Raw genomic sequence first — 16,147 nt, forward strand, 5'->3', positions numbered from 1 at the left:
CAGACTTTTGGGTCGCCGGCCCGGCTGCCGATAATAGAGGGAGTCGCCGTTGGCGCGCCACACCCCTGCCTGCAGCCGCGTGTGGCCCACCGGCCCTGTTGGACCCTGCCCGCCTGGCCTGCGCCACGGGCTTTTTACAAGCTGCCATGACCGCCACCACCCCAGCCTCCACCACCGCCCCTGCAGTGCCCCGTTTGACTTCGCTGTCCCATGGCGGTGGCTGCGGCTGCAAGATCGCCCCCGGCGTCCTGTCGGAACTGCTGGCCAAGAGCAACCTGCCCAAGCAGTTCTTCCCTGACCTGCTGGTAGGCACCGAGACGGCCGACGACGCTGCCGTCTACCGCATCAACGACGAACAGGCCATCGTCGCCACCACCGACTTCTTCATGCCCATCGTCGACGACGCTTTCGACTTTGGCCGCATCGCCGCCACCAATGCGCTGTCCGACATCTACGCCATGGGCGGCACCCCGCTGATGGCGCTGGCCATTGTGGGCATGCCCATCAATGTGCTGCCGCACGATGTGATCGCCAAGATCCTGGAAGGCGGCGAATCCGTGTGCCGCGACGCAGGCATCCCGCTGGCCGGCGGCCACTCCATCGACTCGGTGGAACCCATCTACGGCCTGGTGGGTATCGGCATCGTCAACCCCAAGCACATGAAGCGCAACGCCGACGCCAAGGCCGGCGACGTGCTGGTGCTGGGCAAGCCGCTGGGCGTGGGCATTCTGTCCGCCGCGCTCAAGAAGAACCTGCTGGGCGACGCAGGCTACCGCGCCATGGTGGCCGCCACCACCCAGCTCAACCGCCCCGGCATGGAGCTGTCCAAACTGGACGGCGTGCACGCCCTGACCGATGTGACCGGCTTCGGCCTGCTGGGCCACAGCCTGGAGCTGGCCCGCGGCGCAGGCCTGACCGCACGCATCGACAGCCGCACCCTGCCGGTGCTGCCGGGCGTGGCCGACTTCGCCGCGCAAGGCGTGTTCACCGGCGCCTCCACCCGCAACTGGGCCAGCTACGGCGCCAGCGTGCAGCTGGCCAGCGGCACCAGCGACGCCCAGCGCGCCCTGCTGACCGACCCGCAAACCTCCGGCGGCCTGCTGGTGTCCTGCACCCCCGAGACCGTGCAGCAGGTGCTGGACCTGTTCGCCCGCCATGGCTTTGCCGATGCCGCCGTCGTAGGCCGCATGGAAGCCGGCGCCGCGCAGGTCGTCGTCGACTGAGCCCGCAGGGCCTACGGGGTCCACAAGGGCCACAGGGCTACAGGGCGGCTACAGGCCAAGGGGGAGACCCTGTGTCACTGCACTCCCGCACACCGGCACCTTCGGGTGCCTTTTTTGTGCCCGCAGCCACCGCCGTCGCTTTGACACGGCATTTTGCCGATGTGACGCCGCGCCTGTGCCTGACTGCCCGGACGCAGGCGCACAATGGCAGACTCCTCCCGGGCAAGCCTTGCCCCCTCACCCCATCTCCCCCTCATCTGGTTGGACTATGTTGAATTCCCGCGTCGCCGTCCTGGGCGCCGGCATGGTGGGCGTTGCCACCGCCCTGGAACTGCAGCGCCTGGGCGCCCAGGTCACCCTGATCGACCGGCGCGATCCGGGCCAGGAAACCTCCTACGGCAATGCCGGCGTCATCGCCCGCAGCTCGCTGATGCCGTTCAACCACCCCGATCTGTGGAAGTCGCTGCCCGCGCTGCTGCGCAACAACACGGCCTCGTTGCGCTACAACACCGCGTTCATGCTGCGCAACCTGGGCTGGGGCCTGTCCTACCTGCGCCATGCCACCCACAGCGCGTTTGAGGAAAGCACCACCGCGCTGGACGCGCTGATCCGCCTGTCCACCACCGAACACCAGCGCCTGCTGGCCGAGGTGGGGGAAAGCCGGCGCCTGCGTGACAACGGCTGGCTGTTCCTCTACCGCAGCCAGGCCGCCTTCGACGGCGGCCAGCTGGGCCGCGACACCATGGACCACTTTGGCGTGCGCACCCAGGTGCTGGATGCCCCGGCCCTGCACGCGCTGGAACCCGTGCTGCGCCCCTCCGTGTTCACCAAGGCGCTGTGGGTGCAGGACACCTATTCCGTCGACAGCCCCGGCCAGGTCACCGCCGCCTACGCCCGGGCCTTTGCCGCGCGCGGTGGCATCGTCAGCACCCGGCAGCTGCAGACCCTGCAGCGCAATGGCGAAGGCTGGGATGTGCTGGACGACAGCGGCCAGGCCAGCTACTTTGACCAGGTGGTGGTGGCCCTGGGCCCGTGGAGCAAGCAGTTCATGGGCCGGCTGGGCATCCGCGTGCCCATGGCCTTCGAACGCGGTTACCACATGCACTACGCCGCAGACCCCGCCAGCCCGGCGCGCCTGCAGCGCCCGGTGTACGACACCGGCGGCGCCTATGTGCTTTCGCCCATGGAGCAAGGCCTGCGCCTGTCCACCGGCGTGGAGCTGAATGACTGTGAAGCCGCCCCCCGCCCCGTGCAGCTGGAGCTGGCCGAAACCGCCGCCCGCCAGGCCCTGCCGCTGGGCGCCCGCCTGGAGGCTGCGCCCTGGATGGGCAGCCGCCCCACGCTGCCGGACTGCCGCCCCATCATCGGCGCCATGCCCGGCCGCCGCAATCTGTGGCTGGCCTTCGGCCACCAGCATGTCGGTTTTTCCACCGGCACCGGCACCGCCAAACTGCTGGGGGCGCTCATGACCGGGCAGCCCGCTCCCATCAACGCCCACCCCTTCCGCGCCGAACGCTTCCTCTGACCCGCCCCGCGCCGCCGCAGGACATGCGGCCCTGGCCAGCACGACCGGAGAAACCTCTCCGGTAGTCTTTGGAAGACGGCCAGTCTCAACGTCTAAAAGTATGGAGGGCTTCGAAGGTGCTCTCCAGGCTCAAAAGCTTTCCCAATCGTTTTTGCTGCCATCCGCATCAACAAGCTGGGGCTGTTTAACAGGGGCTTTAGAGAAACCAGAGGCTTCAATACGCGCAGGCTTCGTATTGTGATTTCTAGGAACAGCCAGAAATTGCCCTGACGGCAGGGATGATGGAGCACGCACTGGATTCAGATGACTGACTGGCTGGGTGTGGTTTTCGCTCAGCGTAAAAACCGAAACTGCCTTGACAAGCTCTGCTGCCTGGTTGTTCAGTGCATTTGCGGCGGCAGCCATCTCTTCCACCAGCGCAGCATTCTGCTGGGTGGCCTGGTCCATCTGTGTGACTGCTTCGCCAATTTGGTTCACGCCCGCGCTTTGTTCACTGCTCGCCGCGCTGATTTCGCCCATGATCTCTGTGACGCTGCGTATCGCCTGAACGACTTCAGTCATGGTGACCCCGGCCTTGTCCACCAGGACGCTGCCTTGCCCCACGCGCTCCACGCTTGCGGTGATCAGTTCCTTGATTTCCTTTGCTGCATCTGCGCTACGCTGCGCCAGACTGCGCACTTCGCTCGCGACCACAGCAAAACCGCGCCCTTGTTCACCGGCTCGGGCGGCTTCCACAGCCGCATTCAGTGCCAGAATATTCGTCTGGAATGCAATTCCGTCGATGACGGAAATAATGTCGGAAATCTTGGTGCTGCTGGCATTGATGCTTTTCATCGTCTCAATGACTTCCGAGACCACCTCACCGCCTTGGGCCGCAACAGTTGATGCATTGACCGCCAGCTGGTTGGCTGCCCGTGCATTTTCTGCATTTTTCTGCACCGTGGAACCCAGCTCTTCCATGGAAGCAGCTGTTTGCTCCAACGCCGAAGCTTGTTCCTCCGTGCGTGCCGACAGATCGTTGTTGCCAGAGGCAATCTGAGAGCTGCCGGATGCCACGCCTTCAGCATTCTGGCGTACCAGGCTTACGGTATTCGCCAGGCTCTTTTGCATCTGCTGCATCGAACGCAGCAGCTGACCGGTTTCGTCATTGGAGTCTACCGAGATGTGAGTGGAAAGATTGCCGCTGGCGATCTGATCCGAAACCGCAACAGCATGTCTGAGCGGGCGGACGATCGAAGCAATGATACTTATCGCCATGACGATGGCCGCCAGGATCGCTGCCACTGCGGCAATCAAAATATCGCGCGTGAGAGCTTCAGCGCTCTCTTCCGCACGTTGCCCAGCCTCTTTGGCTCGCTTCTCCTGCAGCTCCATCTGCGCGGTGATGTCAGCTTGGTAGGCGCGCTGTGCAGGTCTCAGGTCCTGCTCCAGAAACAAGGTTGCTTCCTGCATCTGACCTTGCTCAACCAGCGACAAGAATTGGTTACCCGATTTCAAGAATGCTGTACGAGTCACCTGCATTTTTTCCAGAAGAGATATCCCTTCAGTGGAGTTTATTTTTCCTTCTATTATTTTAAATTGCTTCTCAACCTCAGATCTAGCTTCTGTGATTCGAGCAAGTGCTGACTTTTTTATATCAGGCGCACTGAAAATGGCAAGATTGCGATTCTGAATGGCTTGTTCATTGACTTGGTCAAGAATCGTATTTAAAGCCTTGTTCAGCGGGACGCGCCGTTGCAACACGTCAGATAATTCAGCGCGCTGGCTAGCAGAACGCCAAATGCCTATACCGCCTAGCGAAGCCAAAAGCAGGACCATAATGCTAAAAGCCAGGGCCAATCTTTGCGAGATTTTCAATTTTTTCATCTTTTATATCAAAGATATATTAATCCATCTTATGCCCATCAAATACATATAGATAGGCAATAGATTGAATCAATGGTTTCCTATTCAATGAGGTGGGGGACAGCATGACTGCAAAACCACCTAAACCAAGAATAAAAATATCAACACCAGACCGCAATGGGCACACTTTCAAAGGAATGGCTACTTCAAATTATCAATCAATAATTTCATAACCAATGTCACAGCAGAAAAGCGCCATATGCACGACACAGTGTCGCAGGCAAAGATTATTTGTTTGACTTGAAGCGCGCGAGCTTCCACCAGGGATACGTAGAACGCGATAAATCTCTAGGATTTAAATTCCACGACATCAATGGCGCGGATTCATCTGACGTCATGCCAAATGTGAAGCAACAAAGATGACTGCTTATCTTCATAATTAAGCTTTATTAAATAATTAAGCATGGAAACATAAAGATCATCACAATTATTCGATATCTATTCGAATAATTGGCAAGATGCTTTATGCACGATTAATATTTCAATAAACAGAAATAATTACCAAGATAAAAAATTACATCTTACAAATGTATACAAATTTTATTCCCCTACATGATTGCTGTCAGCTTCTGTAAGTTTTGAAGGATCTCGCGCCAGCAGCGTTGGCGCTGTCCACGCCCTGCATCAGTCGCGCTCACACAGCAGATTCCTACAGGGCAAGCCTTGCTCCTTTACTCTTCTGCTTGGACCATCTTGCATTCCCGCGTCGCCGTCCTGAGCGCCGGCATGGTGGGCGTTGCCACCTCCCTGGAACTGCAGCGCCTGGGCGCCCAGATCATCTTGATCGTCCGCTGCGATCCGGGTCAGGACACCTCCTGCGGCAACGCCGGTGTCATTGCCCGCAGCGCGCTGATGCCGTTCACCCTGCGGAAGGCGCTGCCCGCGCTGCTGCGCTGCAGACCAGCGCCTGCTGGCCAAAGTGAGGGAAAGCCGGTGCCTGCGCAACAACGGCTAGCGGTTCCTCTACCGCAGCCCGGCTGCCGCAATCTGTGGCTGGCCTTCGGTCACCAACACGTCGGTTTTTCCACCGGCACCGGCACCGCCAAACTGCTGGGGGCGCTCATGACCGGGCAGCCTGCCCCCATCAACGCCCACCCCTTCCGCGCCGAACGCTTTCTCTGAACTGACCCGCGCCGCCGCAGGACATGCGGCCCCGGCCAGCACTGCCGGCAAGACCTCTGCGGTAGTCTTCGGAAGACTACCGTTCTCAACGGCTCTCCAACAAAAAACGCCTCGCAAGGAGGCGTTTTTTGCGCGGTGACATATCGCTCAGTTATCCAGCGTGATATTGGCGAACTTCACCAGTTCGGCGTATTTGCCCATATCGTTGCGGATGACCTGGGCAAGACTTTCCGTGCCATTGGCAGGCGGAGTGCCTGCGGCTTCCATTCTTTGGCGGATGGCGGGATCGGCCAGGCCGGCCTGCACCGCTTTTTGCAGGCTGGCGACGATATCTGCAGGCACGCCCTTGGGGGCTGCCAGCGCAAACCAGCCGCTCAGGGCATAGCCTTTGAGCGCAGGATGCTCCGCCAGCGCGGGCACGTTCTTCAAGCTGCTGATGCGCTCGGCCGTGGTGGCGCCCAGGATCTTGATCTTGCCCGATTGCACCAACGGGGCCGAGGCCATGGGCGAGAGAATGGCAAAGTCCAGATTGCCGCCGCCCAGATCGCCGGTCATCGCGGGCGAACCTTTATAGGGAATATGGACCAGGTGGACGCCGGCCGTCTTCTTGATCAGCTCGCCCGAAAAATGGGGCGTGGAGCCAATGCCAGGGCTGCCATAGCTGTACTTGCCAGGGTTGGCCTTGACCAGCTTGATGAATTCATCCATGTTCTTGACCGGCACATGGGCGCCCGCCACCCACAGATTGGGCGCCGAAGCCGTCAGTGCAATTGGCGTCAGGTCCACCGCCGGGTCGTACTTTTGTGCCGCGTTGACAAATTTGGTGCCCGCCATCTCGTTGCTGGAGCCCGCCAACAAGGTGTAGCCATCGGGCTTGGAAGACACGACACGCTGGGCGCCCACCACACCCGCGGCGCCGGGCACGTTCTCGATCACCACGGTGGTGCCCAGCTGCTTGGCCAGGATATCGCCAATCACACGGCCCACCATATCGACCGAACCTCCGGGCGCATAGGGCACCACGATGCGAATGGGTTTGTTGGGATAGGCGGTTTGCGCATGCAGCGCGCCGCCCAACAGGGCTGCGGTGCAGGCGAACAAGGTGCGTCGTGAGAGTGCGGCGGGGCTCAGATTCATGGCGTCAATATGCAACGGGAACAAAAAGCAATCTTTCAACGATGTTATACAGATTGCTCAACAAACATTAGAAATTGTCATCCATTCCTCCAATACAGGAATAAGGGAAAACCAGTAAGTTCGGAGCAAGATTCGGGCCACGCACCGCCCTTCCCCGCACGCAGCCCCCCTCTGCACCGCGTTACCAGAGCGTCTTGCGTTCCGCCCTTGCAGGGGACTGCACTCTCTTTTCCTTGTTGAACAATCTCGCATGCCTTGTCCTTGGTGCCGCGGACGCCACCTGTCCACGAAGGCGCACCCGCATGGCTTGGTGCCATCGCTGCCATACGTCACGGGCATGCCGGTCACGCAGGCGCCACCAGCACGCCATGCCGCTGCCTAGGCCCAGGGACGGGGGGAGGTCTTTTCAAGGAATTCCGGTGCGCCACACGAACCGCATGCCGTTCAGGGCGGCCCCATCACCCACGCCGGGCTTGCGCGCTCCACCTTGGCGGAAGGTGAGCAGGCTGGAATCAGGGGCTGTAGGGGCTGCTGCAGTTCTTGCCACCGTGCTTTGCCAGCGGGTGGTCTTTCCATGGGGTCACCATCAATGCGTCTGCCGGCTCTCAACGGGCAGTGACGTAGGAAGCCCAACGCGGCGCAATGGGGCGCAATCACGTCCCATGCCCAAGGCACGACCCACAAGTCGCGCCCTGGGCAAGGTCCACCATGGCTATCGGATATGCGCGATCACGGCGCCCAAAGCCTGCGCAGTGCCCGGCTGCGCAGCCAGCGTGATGCGACCACTCTTGTGGGCCGCCACCTGCATCTCCATCTTCATGGCTTCCATCACGGCGATCACATCGCCTTCCTGGACTTTATCGCCATCCGCCACCTTCCAGGCATGAAGGTTGCCCGCGATCGGCGAGCTCACAGCATCAGGATCCACCTCTTGCTGGGCCGCGGGCTGGGCGACCGCCGATGCCGGGGCAGACAGCCCCTGCAGCAGCATGGCAGGCAGACCCAGTTGTACGCGGCGTCCGTCGATCTCCATGGCCGTACGCAGCAGGCTGGTGTCGACCGCAGGCTCGGCGCGGGCGGCCGCAGCCAACGGCTCGGCAAACTCGGTCTCAATCCAGCGGGTGTGGACCTTGAAGCCGTCCGCCCCCACAAAATCACGCTGATGGAGCACAGCCTTGTGGAAGGGCAGCACGGAGGCCACGCCCTCAATCTGAAACTCGGCCAGCGCGCGGCGCGCACGGGCCAGGGCCTGCTCGCGCGTTGCGCCAGTGACGATGAGCTTGGCCATCATGGAATCGAAACTGCCGGGAATCACCGAGCCAGTTTCCACACCCGAATCCAGGCGCACGCCTGGGCCGGAAGGCGGTGCAAAGCGCGTGATCAGACCTGGCGTGGGCAGAAAACCGCGGCCCACATCTTCGGCATTGATGCGGAACTCGATGGCATGGGAGCGTGGTGCCGGCGTTTCCGTGAAAGACAGTGGCAGGCCATCGGCCACGCGCAACTGCTCCTGAACCAGATCGATGCCGGTGGTCTCTTCCGTCACCGTATGCTCCACCTGCAGGCGGGTGTTCACCTCGAGGAAGGAGATGGCGCCATTGCCGCTGAGCAGAAACTCCACCGTCCCGGCGCTGATGTAGCCCGCTTCAGAGCAGATGGCCTTGGCTGCGCTGTGAATGCGTTCACGCTGCGCATCGCTGATAAAGGGCGCGGGCGCCTCCTCCACCAGCTTCTGGTTGCGGCGCTGCAGCGAGCAGTCGCGCGTGCCCAGCACCACCACATTGCCATGGGTGTCGGCCATGACCTGTGCCTCGATATGGCGCGGCTTGTCGAGAAATTGCTCCACAAAGCATTCGCCACGGCCAAAGGCCGTCACAGCTTCGCGCACAGCGGATGCATACAGCTCGGCCACCTCGTCCATGCGCCACGCAATCTTCATGCCGCGGCCGCCGCCGCCAAAGGCAGCCTTGATGATGATGGGCAGGCCATGCTGCTGGGCAAAGGCCAGCACTTCGTCGGCATCCTTGACGGGATCGGGCGTGCCAGCCACCAGGGGTGCGCCGACCTTGAGCGCAATCTTGCGGGCCTCGACCTTGTCACCCAGCTTGGCAATGGTGTCCGGGCGCGGGCCTATCCAGCTCAGCCCCGCGTCCAGCACGGCCTGCGCAAAGGCTTCGCTCTCCGACAGAAAGCCATAGCCCGGGTGCACGGCATCGGCCCCCGAACGCTTGGCAATCGCAATCAGCTTGGCAATGCTCAGATAGGTGTCGGCGGGTTTGTCGCCATCGAGGCCATAGGCTTCATCGGCGCAGCGCGCATGCAAGGCGTCGATATCGGCATTGGCATAGACGGCCACGGACTTCACACCGTAATCCGCACAGGCGCGCGCAATGCGCACGGCGATCTCGCCACGATTGGCAATCAGAACTTTGGTAATCATGGAAGGTCCTCACAAAGTGGGTGTGAGTTCTTCAAAAGAACGAACAGGGTTGAAACGAATCCAGGCCCCTACGGGGATCTGCCCCGCAAGATCCAGATGGTGAAGCGCCACACAGCCAATGACGGGGTACCCGCCAGTCAGGGGGTGATCGGCCAGAAACAGCACGGGCTGACCGCTGGCTGGCACCTGAATGGCACCCAGTGGCGTGCCTTCGCTGGGGAGCTCGCTGCTGATGGCACGCGTCAGGGCCTGCTCGCCAGCCAGGCGCAGACCCACGCGGTTCGACTGGGGCGTGACCTGCCAACGCTGCCCGGCCAGCAAGGCCACTGCCTCGGCAGTGAACCAGTCCGTGCGCGGGCCCAGCTCCACATCCAGCACAACTTCGCCGCCTGCGGCCGGCAGGTTCTGCACCGGCAACGCCGTATCGGCCACCACGGTCTGCTGGGCCGGTTGAACGACCAGCAACTGGCCGCTGCGCAAGGCCGGCGGTCCGACATGGGCCAGGGTATCCGTGGAAGCGCTACCCAGCACGGGGGCCACCTCATAGCCGCCACGCACCGCCACATAGCAGCGCGCACCGGCCGTGGGCTGGCCAATACTCAGCACGTCGCCATCCGCCAACGCGATCGCGGCATAGCGCGGCACCTGCCAGCGCTGGCCCTCGGCCGTGGTGATGCTGATGGGCGCATCCGCGCCTGTCACGGCCACCACGTTGTCGCCAACGCTCTGCAGCGACAGGCCTCCACCAACGGTTTCCAGCACCGGCACCTGGCTGGCATTGCCAACCAGGCGATTGGCGGTCTTGAACGCCGCCTGGTCCATGGCCCCCGAGGCCGAAACCCCTTGCCCGGCCTGGCCATGGCGACCCAGGTCCTGGAACAGCGTGAGCAGGCCCGTGGCGCGCACGCGCAATGCACTGCCCTTGACAGTGGTAGCTGCCTGCTCCGGATGGAGCTCAGACACTTTGCTGTCTGGAATCTCATCAGACATAGCATCCGATGCGCTTTTTTGCGTGGCAGCATCGACGAACTGCACACGATAACCGGGTTGCAGCAGTGCGGGCAGATCGCGCGCCAGATCCCACATGGCCGTATCCGTGACGCCAATGATCTGCCAGCCGCCGGGGCTGGCCTGCGGATACACGGCGCTGAAGGTGCCTGCCAGCGCCACGGCGCCCGCAGGCACCTTGGTGCGCGGCGTGGAACGACGCGGCACATTGAAGATGGCATCGCCGCCGCTGAGGTAGGCAAAGCCCGGCGCGAAGCCGGTGAAAGCCACAGACCACTCGCAGCCCGTGTGGCGGCGCACCACTTCTTCGGCGGTGATACCCAGTATCTGCGCCACCTCGGCCAGATCCTCGCCCTCATAACGCACAGGAATCTGCACCAGCACGTCCGAGCGCTGCACACTGCCGCTCAGATCGCAGCCCGCAATGGCCTTGACAAGCTCTGCCGCAGTGATGAGATGGGGCGCGAACTGAACCAGAATGGTGCGCGCAGCCGGCACCAGCTCCTGCACGCCAGGGATGGATTTGGCCTGCAAGGCGCCCAGCAGCAGCAATGTCTGCTGCAGGTCGGCCAGCTCCACCAGAATGGCCTGGCGATGGACGGGAAGGAATCGCATGGCACTCATCCCGCAGCGCCCACGAAAGAGGCAATCTGCACACCTTCTTGCTCAAAACGCTGGCGGATGTTGCGAGCAATGGCCACGGCGCCGGGGCTGTCGCCGTGCACGCAGATGGAGTCGGCCTCCACACGCACCAGGCTACCGTCCATGGCCTCGATGACACCGTCGCGCACCAGGGTCAGCATGCGCTGGGCAATCAGGTTTTCGTCATGCAGCACGGCACCAGGCTCGCGGCGCGAGACCAGCGCACCCTCGGGCGTATAGCCGCGGTCGGCAAAGGCTTCTGCCACCACGCTCAAACCCGCATCGCGGGCCCAGCCAATCAGCGGGGAACCTGCCAGCGCCATCAGCACCAGCGAGGGATCGACCGCCTTGATGGCGTTGATCACGTCGGTGGCCTGGCGTCGATCCTGGGCAATGGTGTTGTAGAGCGCGCCGTGCGGCTTGACATACCGCACCGTCGTGCCCGCAGCCTGGGCCAGGCCCTGCAGTGCGCCGATCTGATAAATCACATCAGCCACCAGATCGGCACTGGCCACATCCATGTTGCGGCGGCCAAAGCCGGCCAGATCGCGGTAGGCCACATGGGCGCCCACGACCACATTGCGCGCCTTGGCGGCCTTGAGTGTGGAGAGAATCCCCGCAGCATCGCCGGCATGAAAGCCGCAAGCCACGTTGGCACTGCTGACGATGTCCAGCATGGACGCATCGTCGCCCATGCTCCAGGCGCCAAAGCTCTCGCCCAAATCGCTGTTCAAATCCATTTTCATCGTTTCTGTCCTTGTACCTGGTGCCAATCAAGGGCCGGTCTTGAGCATCGGCCTGGCCGCACCCCATCGCGCACGCCAGGCCTGCGAGGCCGGGCAAAGACCGCCTCGCAGCGCAGGCATCGCCTCCCCATCAGGAAACTGCGCAGCGGCTTAGCGGTTTAGCGGCTCAGGGGCTCTTTCTCAATGCAGCTGACCTGCGTTTTCCTGCAAGTCCTGCTCTACCGTCATCGCTGTATGGATGGCAGCACGAATGCCCTGCACCTGAAGCTCCAGCGCCATGCTGGCCATGCCGGGCTGGCGTGCGGCCTGCAGCGGCAGCGCGGGGATGTGAATAAAGCCGCCGCGCACGCCGGGGGCCGCGCGGCGCGACAGCCTGTGCATCAGGGCATAGAACACGTGGTTGCAGACAAAAGTGCCTGCCGTGTTCGATACCGAAGCCGGAATTCCCGCATCGCGCAGATGCCGCACCATGGCCTTGATAGGCAGGGTCGAGAAATACGCCGCGGGCGCACCGGACACCACAGACTGGTCTACGGGCTGCTTGCCCGCGTTGTCCGGAATGCGTGCATCGTCGATATTGATGGCCACGCGCTCCGGCGTGATGTCGGAACGTCCGCCGGCCAAGCCCAGGCTGATGATCAGCGAGGGCTGCAGGCTAGCCAATGCCTCATCCAGCGTCGCCATGGCTGCGCCGAACACGCAGGGCAGCTGCACGGCATGCACCACCCCATCCGCAATCGGCTCGCCGTCCAGCGCGCGCGCCACCTCCCACGAAGGGTTGACGCTGTCTTTATCGAAAGGCTCAAAGCCGGTCAGCAGGATTCGCTTGGCAGGTGCAGTCATGGCAACTCTCTCTTCTTATCGGAACATCAGGAAATTGAGCAGGAACACATTCACGATCAGCAGCGTGATGGCCGTCGGAACCTGCGCGCGTATGACGGCATTCTTGTCAATTTCCAGCAGTGCTGCGGGCACCAGGTTGAAGTTGGCCGCCATGGGCGTCAGCAAGGTGCCGCAGTAGCCCGACAACATGCCCACCGCCGCCATCACGGCCGGGTCGCCGTGGTAGACGCCCACCAGCACCGGCACGCCCACACCGCCCGTCATCACCGGAAAGGCCGCAAAGCCATTGCCCATGATCACGGTGAACAGCGCCATGCCGATCACATACACGGCCACGGCCACAAAACGCACATCCATATTGATGTAGGTGGTGGTCACATAAGCCACCGCCTTGCCCACGCCGGCGTCCGAGAACACCAGGCCCAGCATGCCCAGCATCTGCGGCAACACCAGGGCCCAGCCCAGGGCGTCGATCAGGCGATGCGACTCGCGCAGGCCCTGCGCGGGCGTCTCGCGTGTCATCTTGCAGGCCAGCACCAGCGCAATCACGCAGCCAATGCCCAGGCTGACCAAGGTGCTGTTCTTGGGGTCGATCAAGGGAACACCGCCGAAGACCAGATGCTTGGCCGACAAGGTACCCACCATGGTGATCAGCGGAATGGCCAGCGCCGGCACGAACAGCTTGTTGCCCAGGCGCTGGGCGCTTGCCAGGTATTGCGCATCGGTACGCGGCTGGTGCTTGCCGCCCATCACGCCGCCGAAACCTGCGATCAGGGCCATGACGACCGCGACCGCCCCCACCCAGGCGGGAGGCAGCAGATCACCGATGAGGAACACCAGCGCATACAGCGCCCAGAACAGGCCAGCCGAGAAACGGCGCGGGTTGCTGCTGTCGCGCAGCGTCATCATGGCCGTCACCGCCAGCACCAGGCCGACAAGGTAGTACAGGTATTGGATGGTGATGGTCATGCCGACTCTCCCTGGGCAACTTTCTTTTCTGCAGCAATGTCACGCGCTAGTTGCTTGTCCAGGCGGTGCAGGCGGAAGGCATGGATAGCAAATGCAGCCGTGGCGGTGGGAATGCCCCACAGCGCAACGTGAATCGGCTCCACCTCGATGCCAGCCTCCTTCAGGAACGTCGTCATCAGCACGATCGCACCGAAGGCCACGAAGATGTCTTCACCAAAGAACAGGCCCACGTTGTCCGTGGCAGCCGACATGGCCCGCAGTTTTTCGCGGACCTTGCCAGACAGCTTGCCGTAGCGGTTTTCCGTCGCGCCTTCGGCCATGGGCGCCAGCAGCGGGCGCACCATCTGGGGATGACCGCCCAGGCTGGTCAAGCCGATGGCAGCGGTCAGCTGACGCGCAGCCAGATAGACGATCAGCAGGCGGCCAGCTGTCGCCGACTTGATGGAGCTGATCCAGTTCTGCGCATGCTGGCGCAGGCCATGGCGCTCCAGCAGGCCGATCACGGCCAGTGGCAGCAGGATGATCAGCGGCAGATTGCGCGTCTTGATGAAGCCGGCCCCAATGGCGGCCAGTACCTTGTCCAGCGGGAAGCCCGCCGCAAATGCGGTGCCTATGGCGGTCACGATGACCACCAGCATGGGGTTAAAGCGCAGCGCAAAGCCCGCAATGATGATGAGCACGCCAATCAGCGGCCACAGGTTGAGATCTACAGGCATCAAGCCTCCGGGGAATCACGCCCATACCAGCTGCGCGGTGGGCTATAGGTACTACGCCAAAGGCGGGAGTCCTCTCGGAATCCCGCCCAGCTCTTTGAAAGGCTTCGCCCTCTGCATCAGAGGGTGATATCCATTCTATTGTTGAACAATCAATTGATATTGATAGGACAGACGTGATTTTTTTGCAGAACAGCCACATAAATACATAGTAGAAACCCTCATTTTTGTCACACGTTGCGGCGTTGTTCTTGTCTTTGGAACGCCCTTTCCACTCGCAAGCAGAGAACGCCCCAGCCAAGGCCGTCTCTGCATGCAGCCATCCAGATACAGCGAGCGCAGCCAGTCAGCACCCTCCAGAAAGGCGAAATGGGTGTGGGTGGGAGCGGATGGGTGCCATGCGTGCGATGCTGGGTGAAACGCGCAGCAAGCACCGCGTGGGCAAGCCGACGCGCTCCAAGTGGAACTGCCGGTCCTCGGGCGGGACACGCTCGCACCGGGCACCACTTCGGCAGTTGCAGGACGGGAACGCCAGGCTCCAGCGCATGTACGCCGACCTGGCGCTCCTGCATCCAATGCGCAGTCCGTGCCATGGCTTCGCGCTGCGGCACCACAGCGCCCACTGCCTGCGGCGCTCAATGCCCCCTGCACCGCCGCAGGGCATGCCACCACCCTGACCTGACGCAACAGGCTTGCCGCCTTGTTTTTTCGCTATGCTTTTACGCATGAGGAGAAACAACGTGAAGTGGATGGGCCACTGCCTGGTGGGCATGGCACTGGGCATGGGCAGCGCGGCTGCCTGGGCGGATTCCACGGCGGTGGCCCTGTACGCGCCCAAACAGGTGGGCGGCTGGGGCACCGGCGCCACGCAGGCCGACGCCGAAGCAGCCGCCCTGGCCGTCTGCGCGCAGGCACACGCCCGCTGCGCCATCCGCTACACCGCCGCCGTGGCCGTGGCCACCGATTCGGAAATGCTGGCCAGCAGCATCAGCTACCGCAGCCGTACCGAAGCCGAACGGGAAGCGCTGGCAGGCTGCGGCGAGCCGGCCTGTGAAATCGCCGCCACCGTGGAGGCTCCAGGCCTGTACGCCCTGTTCACGGTGCACCAGGGCGAAGACATGGTCGGCCTGTACCTGCGCCACGGGCTCACCAGCCAGGAACAGGCCATCACCCAGGCCCAGCAGCAGTGCGAGCAGCGCGACGGCCTGCGCTGCACCCTCAGCCGCTGGGGCGCCATCCGGGGCGAGCTGCCCGGCACCGGCACACCGCGCGAAATCTACGCCGTGCAGACGGACGCGGACTGAACAAAGGCGCCCAAACAAAAAGCACCTCCCTGGGAGGTGCTTTTTTCATGCGGTGGCGGCCTGGGGCCTGCAAAGCGCTCCGGCGCCGCGCCTCACTCCATTACCACCGGCGCCTGCAGCGGCGAGGTGGTGCGCCGGTCGATCTTGCGGTTCAGCACCACCGAGGTATAGGTCTGCTGGATACCGTCGATCATGCCGATGCGGTCCAGCAGCGCGTCCAGCTTCTCGTTGCTTTCGCAGCGCAGGAACACCATGTAGTCGTACTGCCCGCTGACGGCGGAGACCTCTTCCACCTCGGTCAGGCGGTTGAGCGCCTGCATCACCGACGTCGCGGTCTTGGGCTGCACCCGGATGCCGCAGTAGGCTCGCACCGAGGCCTGCTCCATGCGCGGGCCCAGGCGCACGCCATAACCGGCGATGATGCCTTCCTGCTCCAGCCGCGCGATGCGCGCCACCACCGTGGTGCGGGCCAGGTCCATCTGGCGTGCCAGATGGGCGGTCGAAGCACGCGCATTGGTCTGCAGCAGGCGCAGCAGCTGGCGGTCGGTTTCGTCGAGTCGGTAGTCCATA

Annotated in this window: 13 protein-coding genes; 4 read left to right on the top strand and 9 right to left on the bottom strand. The window is 62.8% G+C overall.

The genetic code is table 11. From position 1 onward, the window contains the following. Nucleotides 1-146 precede the first annotated feature (146 nt). Together selD and B3349_RS12080 are read left to right on the top strand one after the other, a co-directional pair. Nucleotides 147-1,223, top strand: a complete 1,077-nt coding sequence (selD, locus tag B3349_RS12075) for a selenide, water dikinase SelD (RefSeq protein ID WP_291588912.1) — start codon at nucleotides 147-149, stop codon at nucleotides 1,221-1,223. A gap of 268 nt (nucleotides 1,224-1,491) precedes the next feature. Further along, nucleotides 1,492-2,748: an NAD(P)/FAD-dependent oxidoreductase gene (locus B3349_RS12080; RefSeq protein WP_349682189.1), complete on the top strand. Its 1,257-nt coding sequence runs from the start codon at nucleotides 1,492-1,494 to the stop codon at nucleotides 2,746-2,748. A gap of 129 nt (nucleotides 2,749-2,877) precedes the next feature. Here the strand turns inward: B3349_RS12080 and B3349_RS12085 are convergent, their stop codons facing one another. Further along, nucleotides 2,878-4,614 (bottom strand): methyl-accepting chemotaxis protein, encoded by a 1,737-nt coding sequence (locus B3349_RS12085; protein WP_291588915.1) that lies wholly within the window; start codon nucleotides 4,612-4,614, stop codon nucleotides 2,878-2,880. A gap of 702 nt (nucleotides 4,615-5,316) precedes the next feature. Between B3349_RS12085 and B3349_RS12090 the strand changes: the two genes are divergently transcribed. Then, nucleotides 5,317-5,775 (top strand): hypothetical protein, encoded by a 459-nt coding sequence (locus tag B3349_RS12090; RefSeq protein ID WP_291588917.1) that lies wholly within the window; start codon nucleotides 5,317-5,319, stop codon nucleotides 5,773-5,775. Between the two features lie 147 nt (nucleotides 5,776-5,922). Here the strand turns inward: B3349_RS12090 and B3349_RS12095 are convergent, their stop codons facing one another. The 7 genes from B3349_RS12095 to B3349_RS12130 all read right to left on the bottom strand — a co-directional run bounded on the left by B3349_RS12095 (nucleotide 5,923) and on the right by B3349_RS12130 (nucleotide 14,276). Continuing rightward, nucleotides 5,923-6,912, bottom strand: coding sequence for a Bug family tripartite tricarboxylate transporter substrate binding protein (locus tag B3349_RS12095; protein ID WP_291588919.1), 990 nt, complete (start codon nucleotides 6,910-6,912; stop codon nucleotides 5,923-5,925). Between the two features lie 712 nt (nucleotides 6,913-7,624). Beyond that, nucleotides 7,625-9,349, bottom strand: coding sequence for an acetyl/propionyl/methylcrotonyl-CoA carboxylase subunit alpha (locus B3349_RS12105; RefSeq protein WP_291589222.1), 1,725 nt, complete (start codon nucleotides 9,347-9,349; stop codon nucleotides 7,625-7,627). Between the two features lie 12 nt (nucleotides 9,350-9,361). After that, a complete protein-coding gene (locus B3349_RS12110) occupies nucleotides 9,362-10,975 on the bottom strand; it encodes a 5-oxoprolinase subunit B/C family protein (protein ID WP_291588920.1) in 1,614 nt (537 codons plus the stop codon). A gap of 5 nt (nucleotides 10,976-10,980) precedes the next feature. Next, nucleotides 10,981-11,748 carry a LamB/YcsF family protein gene (locus B3349_RS12115; RefSeq protein ID WP_291588922.1) on the bottom strand — a complete coding sequence of 256 codons (768 nt, stop codon included), beginning with the start codon at nucleotides 11,746-11,748 and terminating at the stop codon, nucleotides 10,981-10,983. Between the two features lie 180 nt (nucleotides 11,749-11,928). Next, entirely contained in the window at nucleotides 11,929-12,591 is a 663-nt protein-coding gene (pcp, locus tag B3349_RS12120) for a pyroglutamyl-peptidase I (RefSeq protein WP_291588924.1), read from the bottom strand. A gap of 15 nt (nucleotides 12,592-12,606) precedes the next feature. Beyond that, entirely contained in the window at nucleotides 12,607-13,560 is a 954-nt protein-coding gene (locus tag B3349_RS12125; RefSeq protein WP_291588926.1) for a DUF979 domain-containing protein, read from the bottom strand. Then, the gene (locus B3349_RS12130; protein ID WP_066532497.1) at nucleotides 13,557-14,276 is read right to left on the bottom strand and encodes a DUF969 domain-containing protein; all 720 of its coding nucleotides are present in this window, start codon (nucleotides 14,274-14,276) and stop codon (nucleotides 13,557-13,559) included. Before B3349_RS12130 ends, B3349_RS12125 begins: the two co-directional genes overlap by 4 nt. A gap of 722 nt (nucleotides 14,277-14,998) precedes the next feature. Here B3349_RS12130 and B3349_RS12135 point away from each other — a divergent pair. Beyond that, nucleotides 14,999-15,577 carry a DUF4189 domain-containing protein gene (locus tag B3349_RS12135; RefSeq protein WP_291588929.1) on the top strand — a complete coding sequence of 193 codons (579 nt, stop codon included), beginning with the start codon at nucleotides 14,999-15,001 and terminating at the stop codon, nucleotides 15,575-15,577. A gap of 92 nt (nucleotides 15,578-15,669) precedes the next feature. Here the strand turns inward: B3349_RS12135 and B3349_RS12140 are convergent, their stop codons facing one another. After that, complete coding sequence (locus B3349_RS12140) at nucleotides 15,670-16,146, bottom strand: Lrp/AsnC family transcriptional regulator (protein WP_066532503.1); 477 nt, start codon at nucleotides 16,144-16,146, stop codon at nucleotides 15,670-15,672. Nucleotide 16,147: the final 1 nt, after the last annotated feature.

Source organism: Comamonas sp. UBA7528, assembly GCF_002479375.1.
Classification (GTDB): Bacteria; Pseudomonadota; Gammaproteobacteria; order Burkholderiales; family Burkholderiaceae_C; genus Comamonas.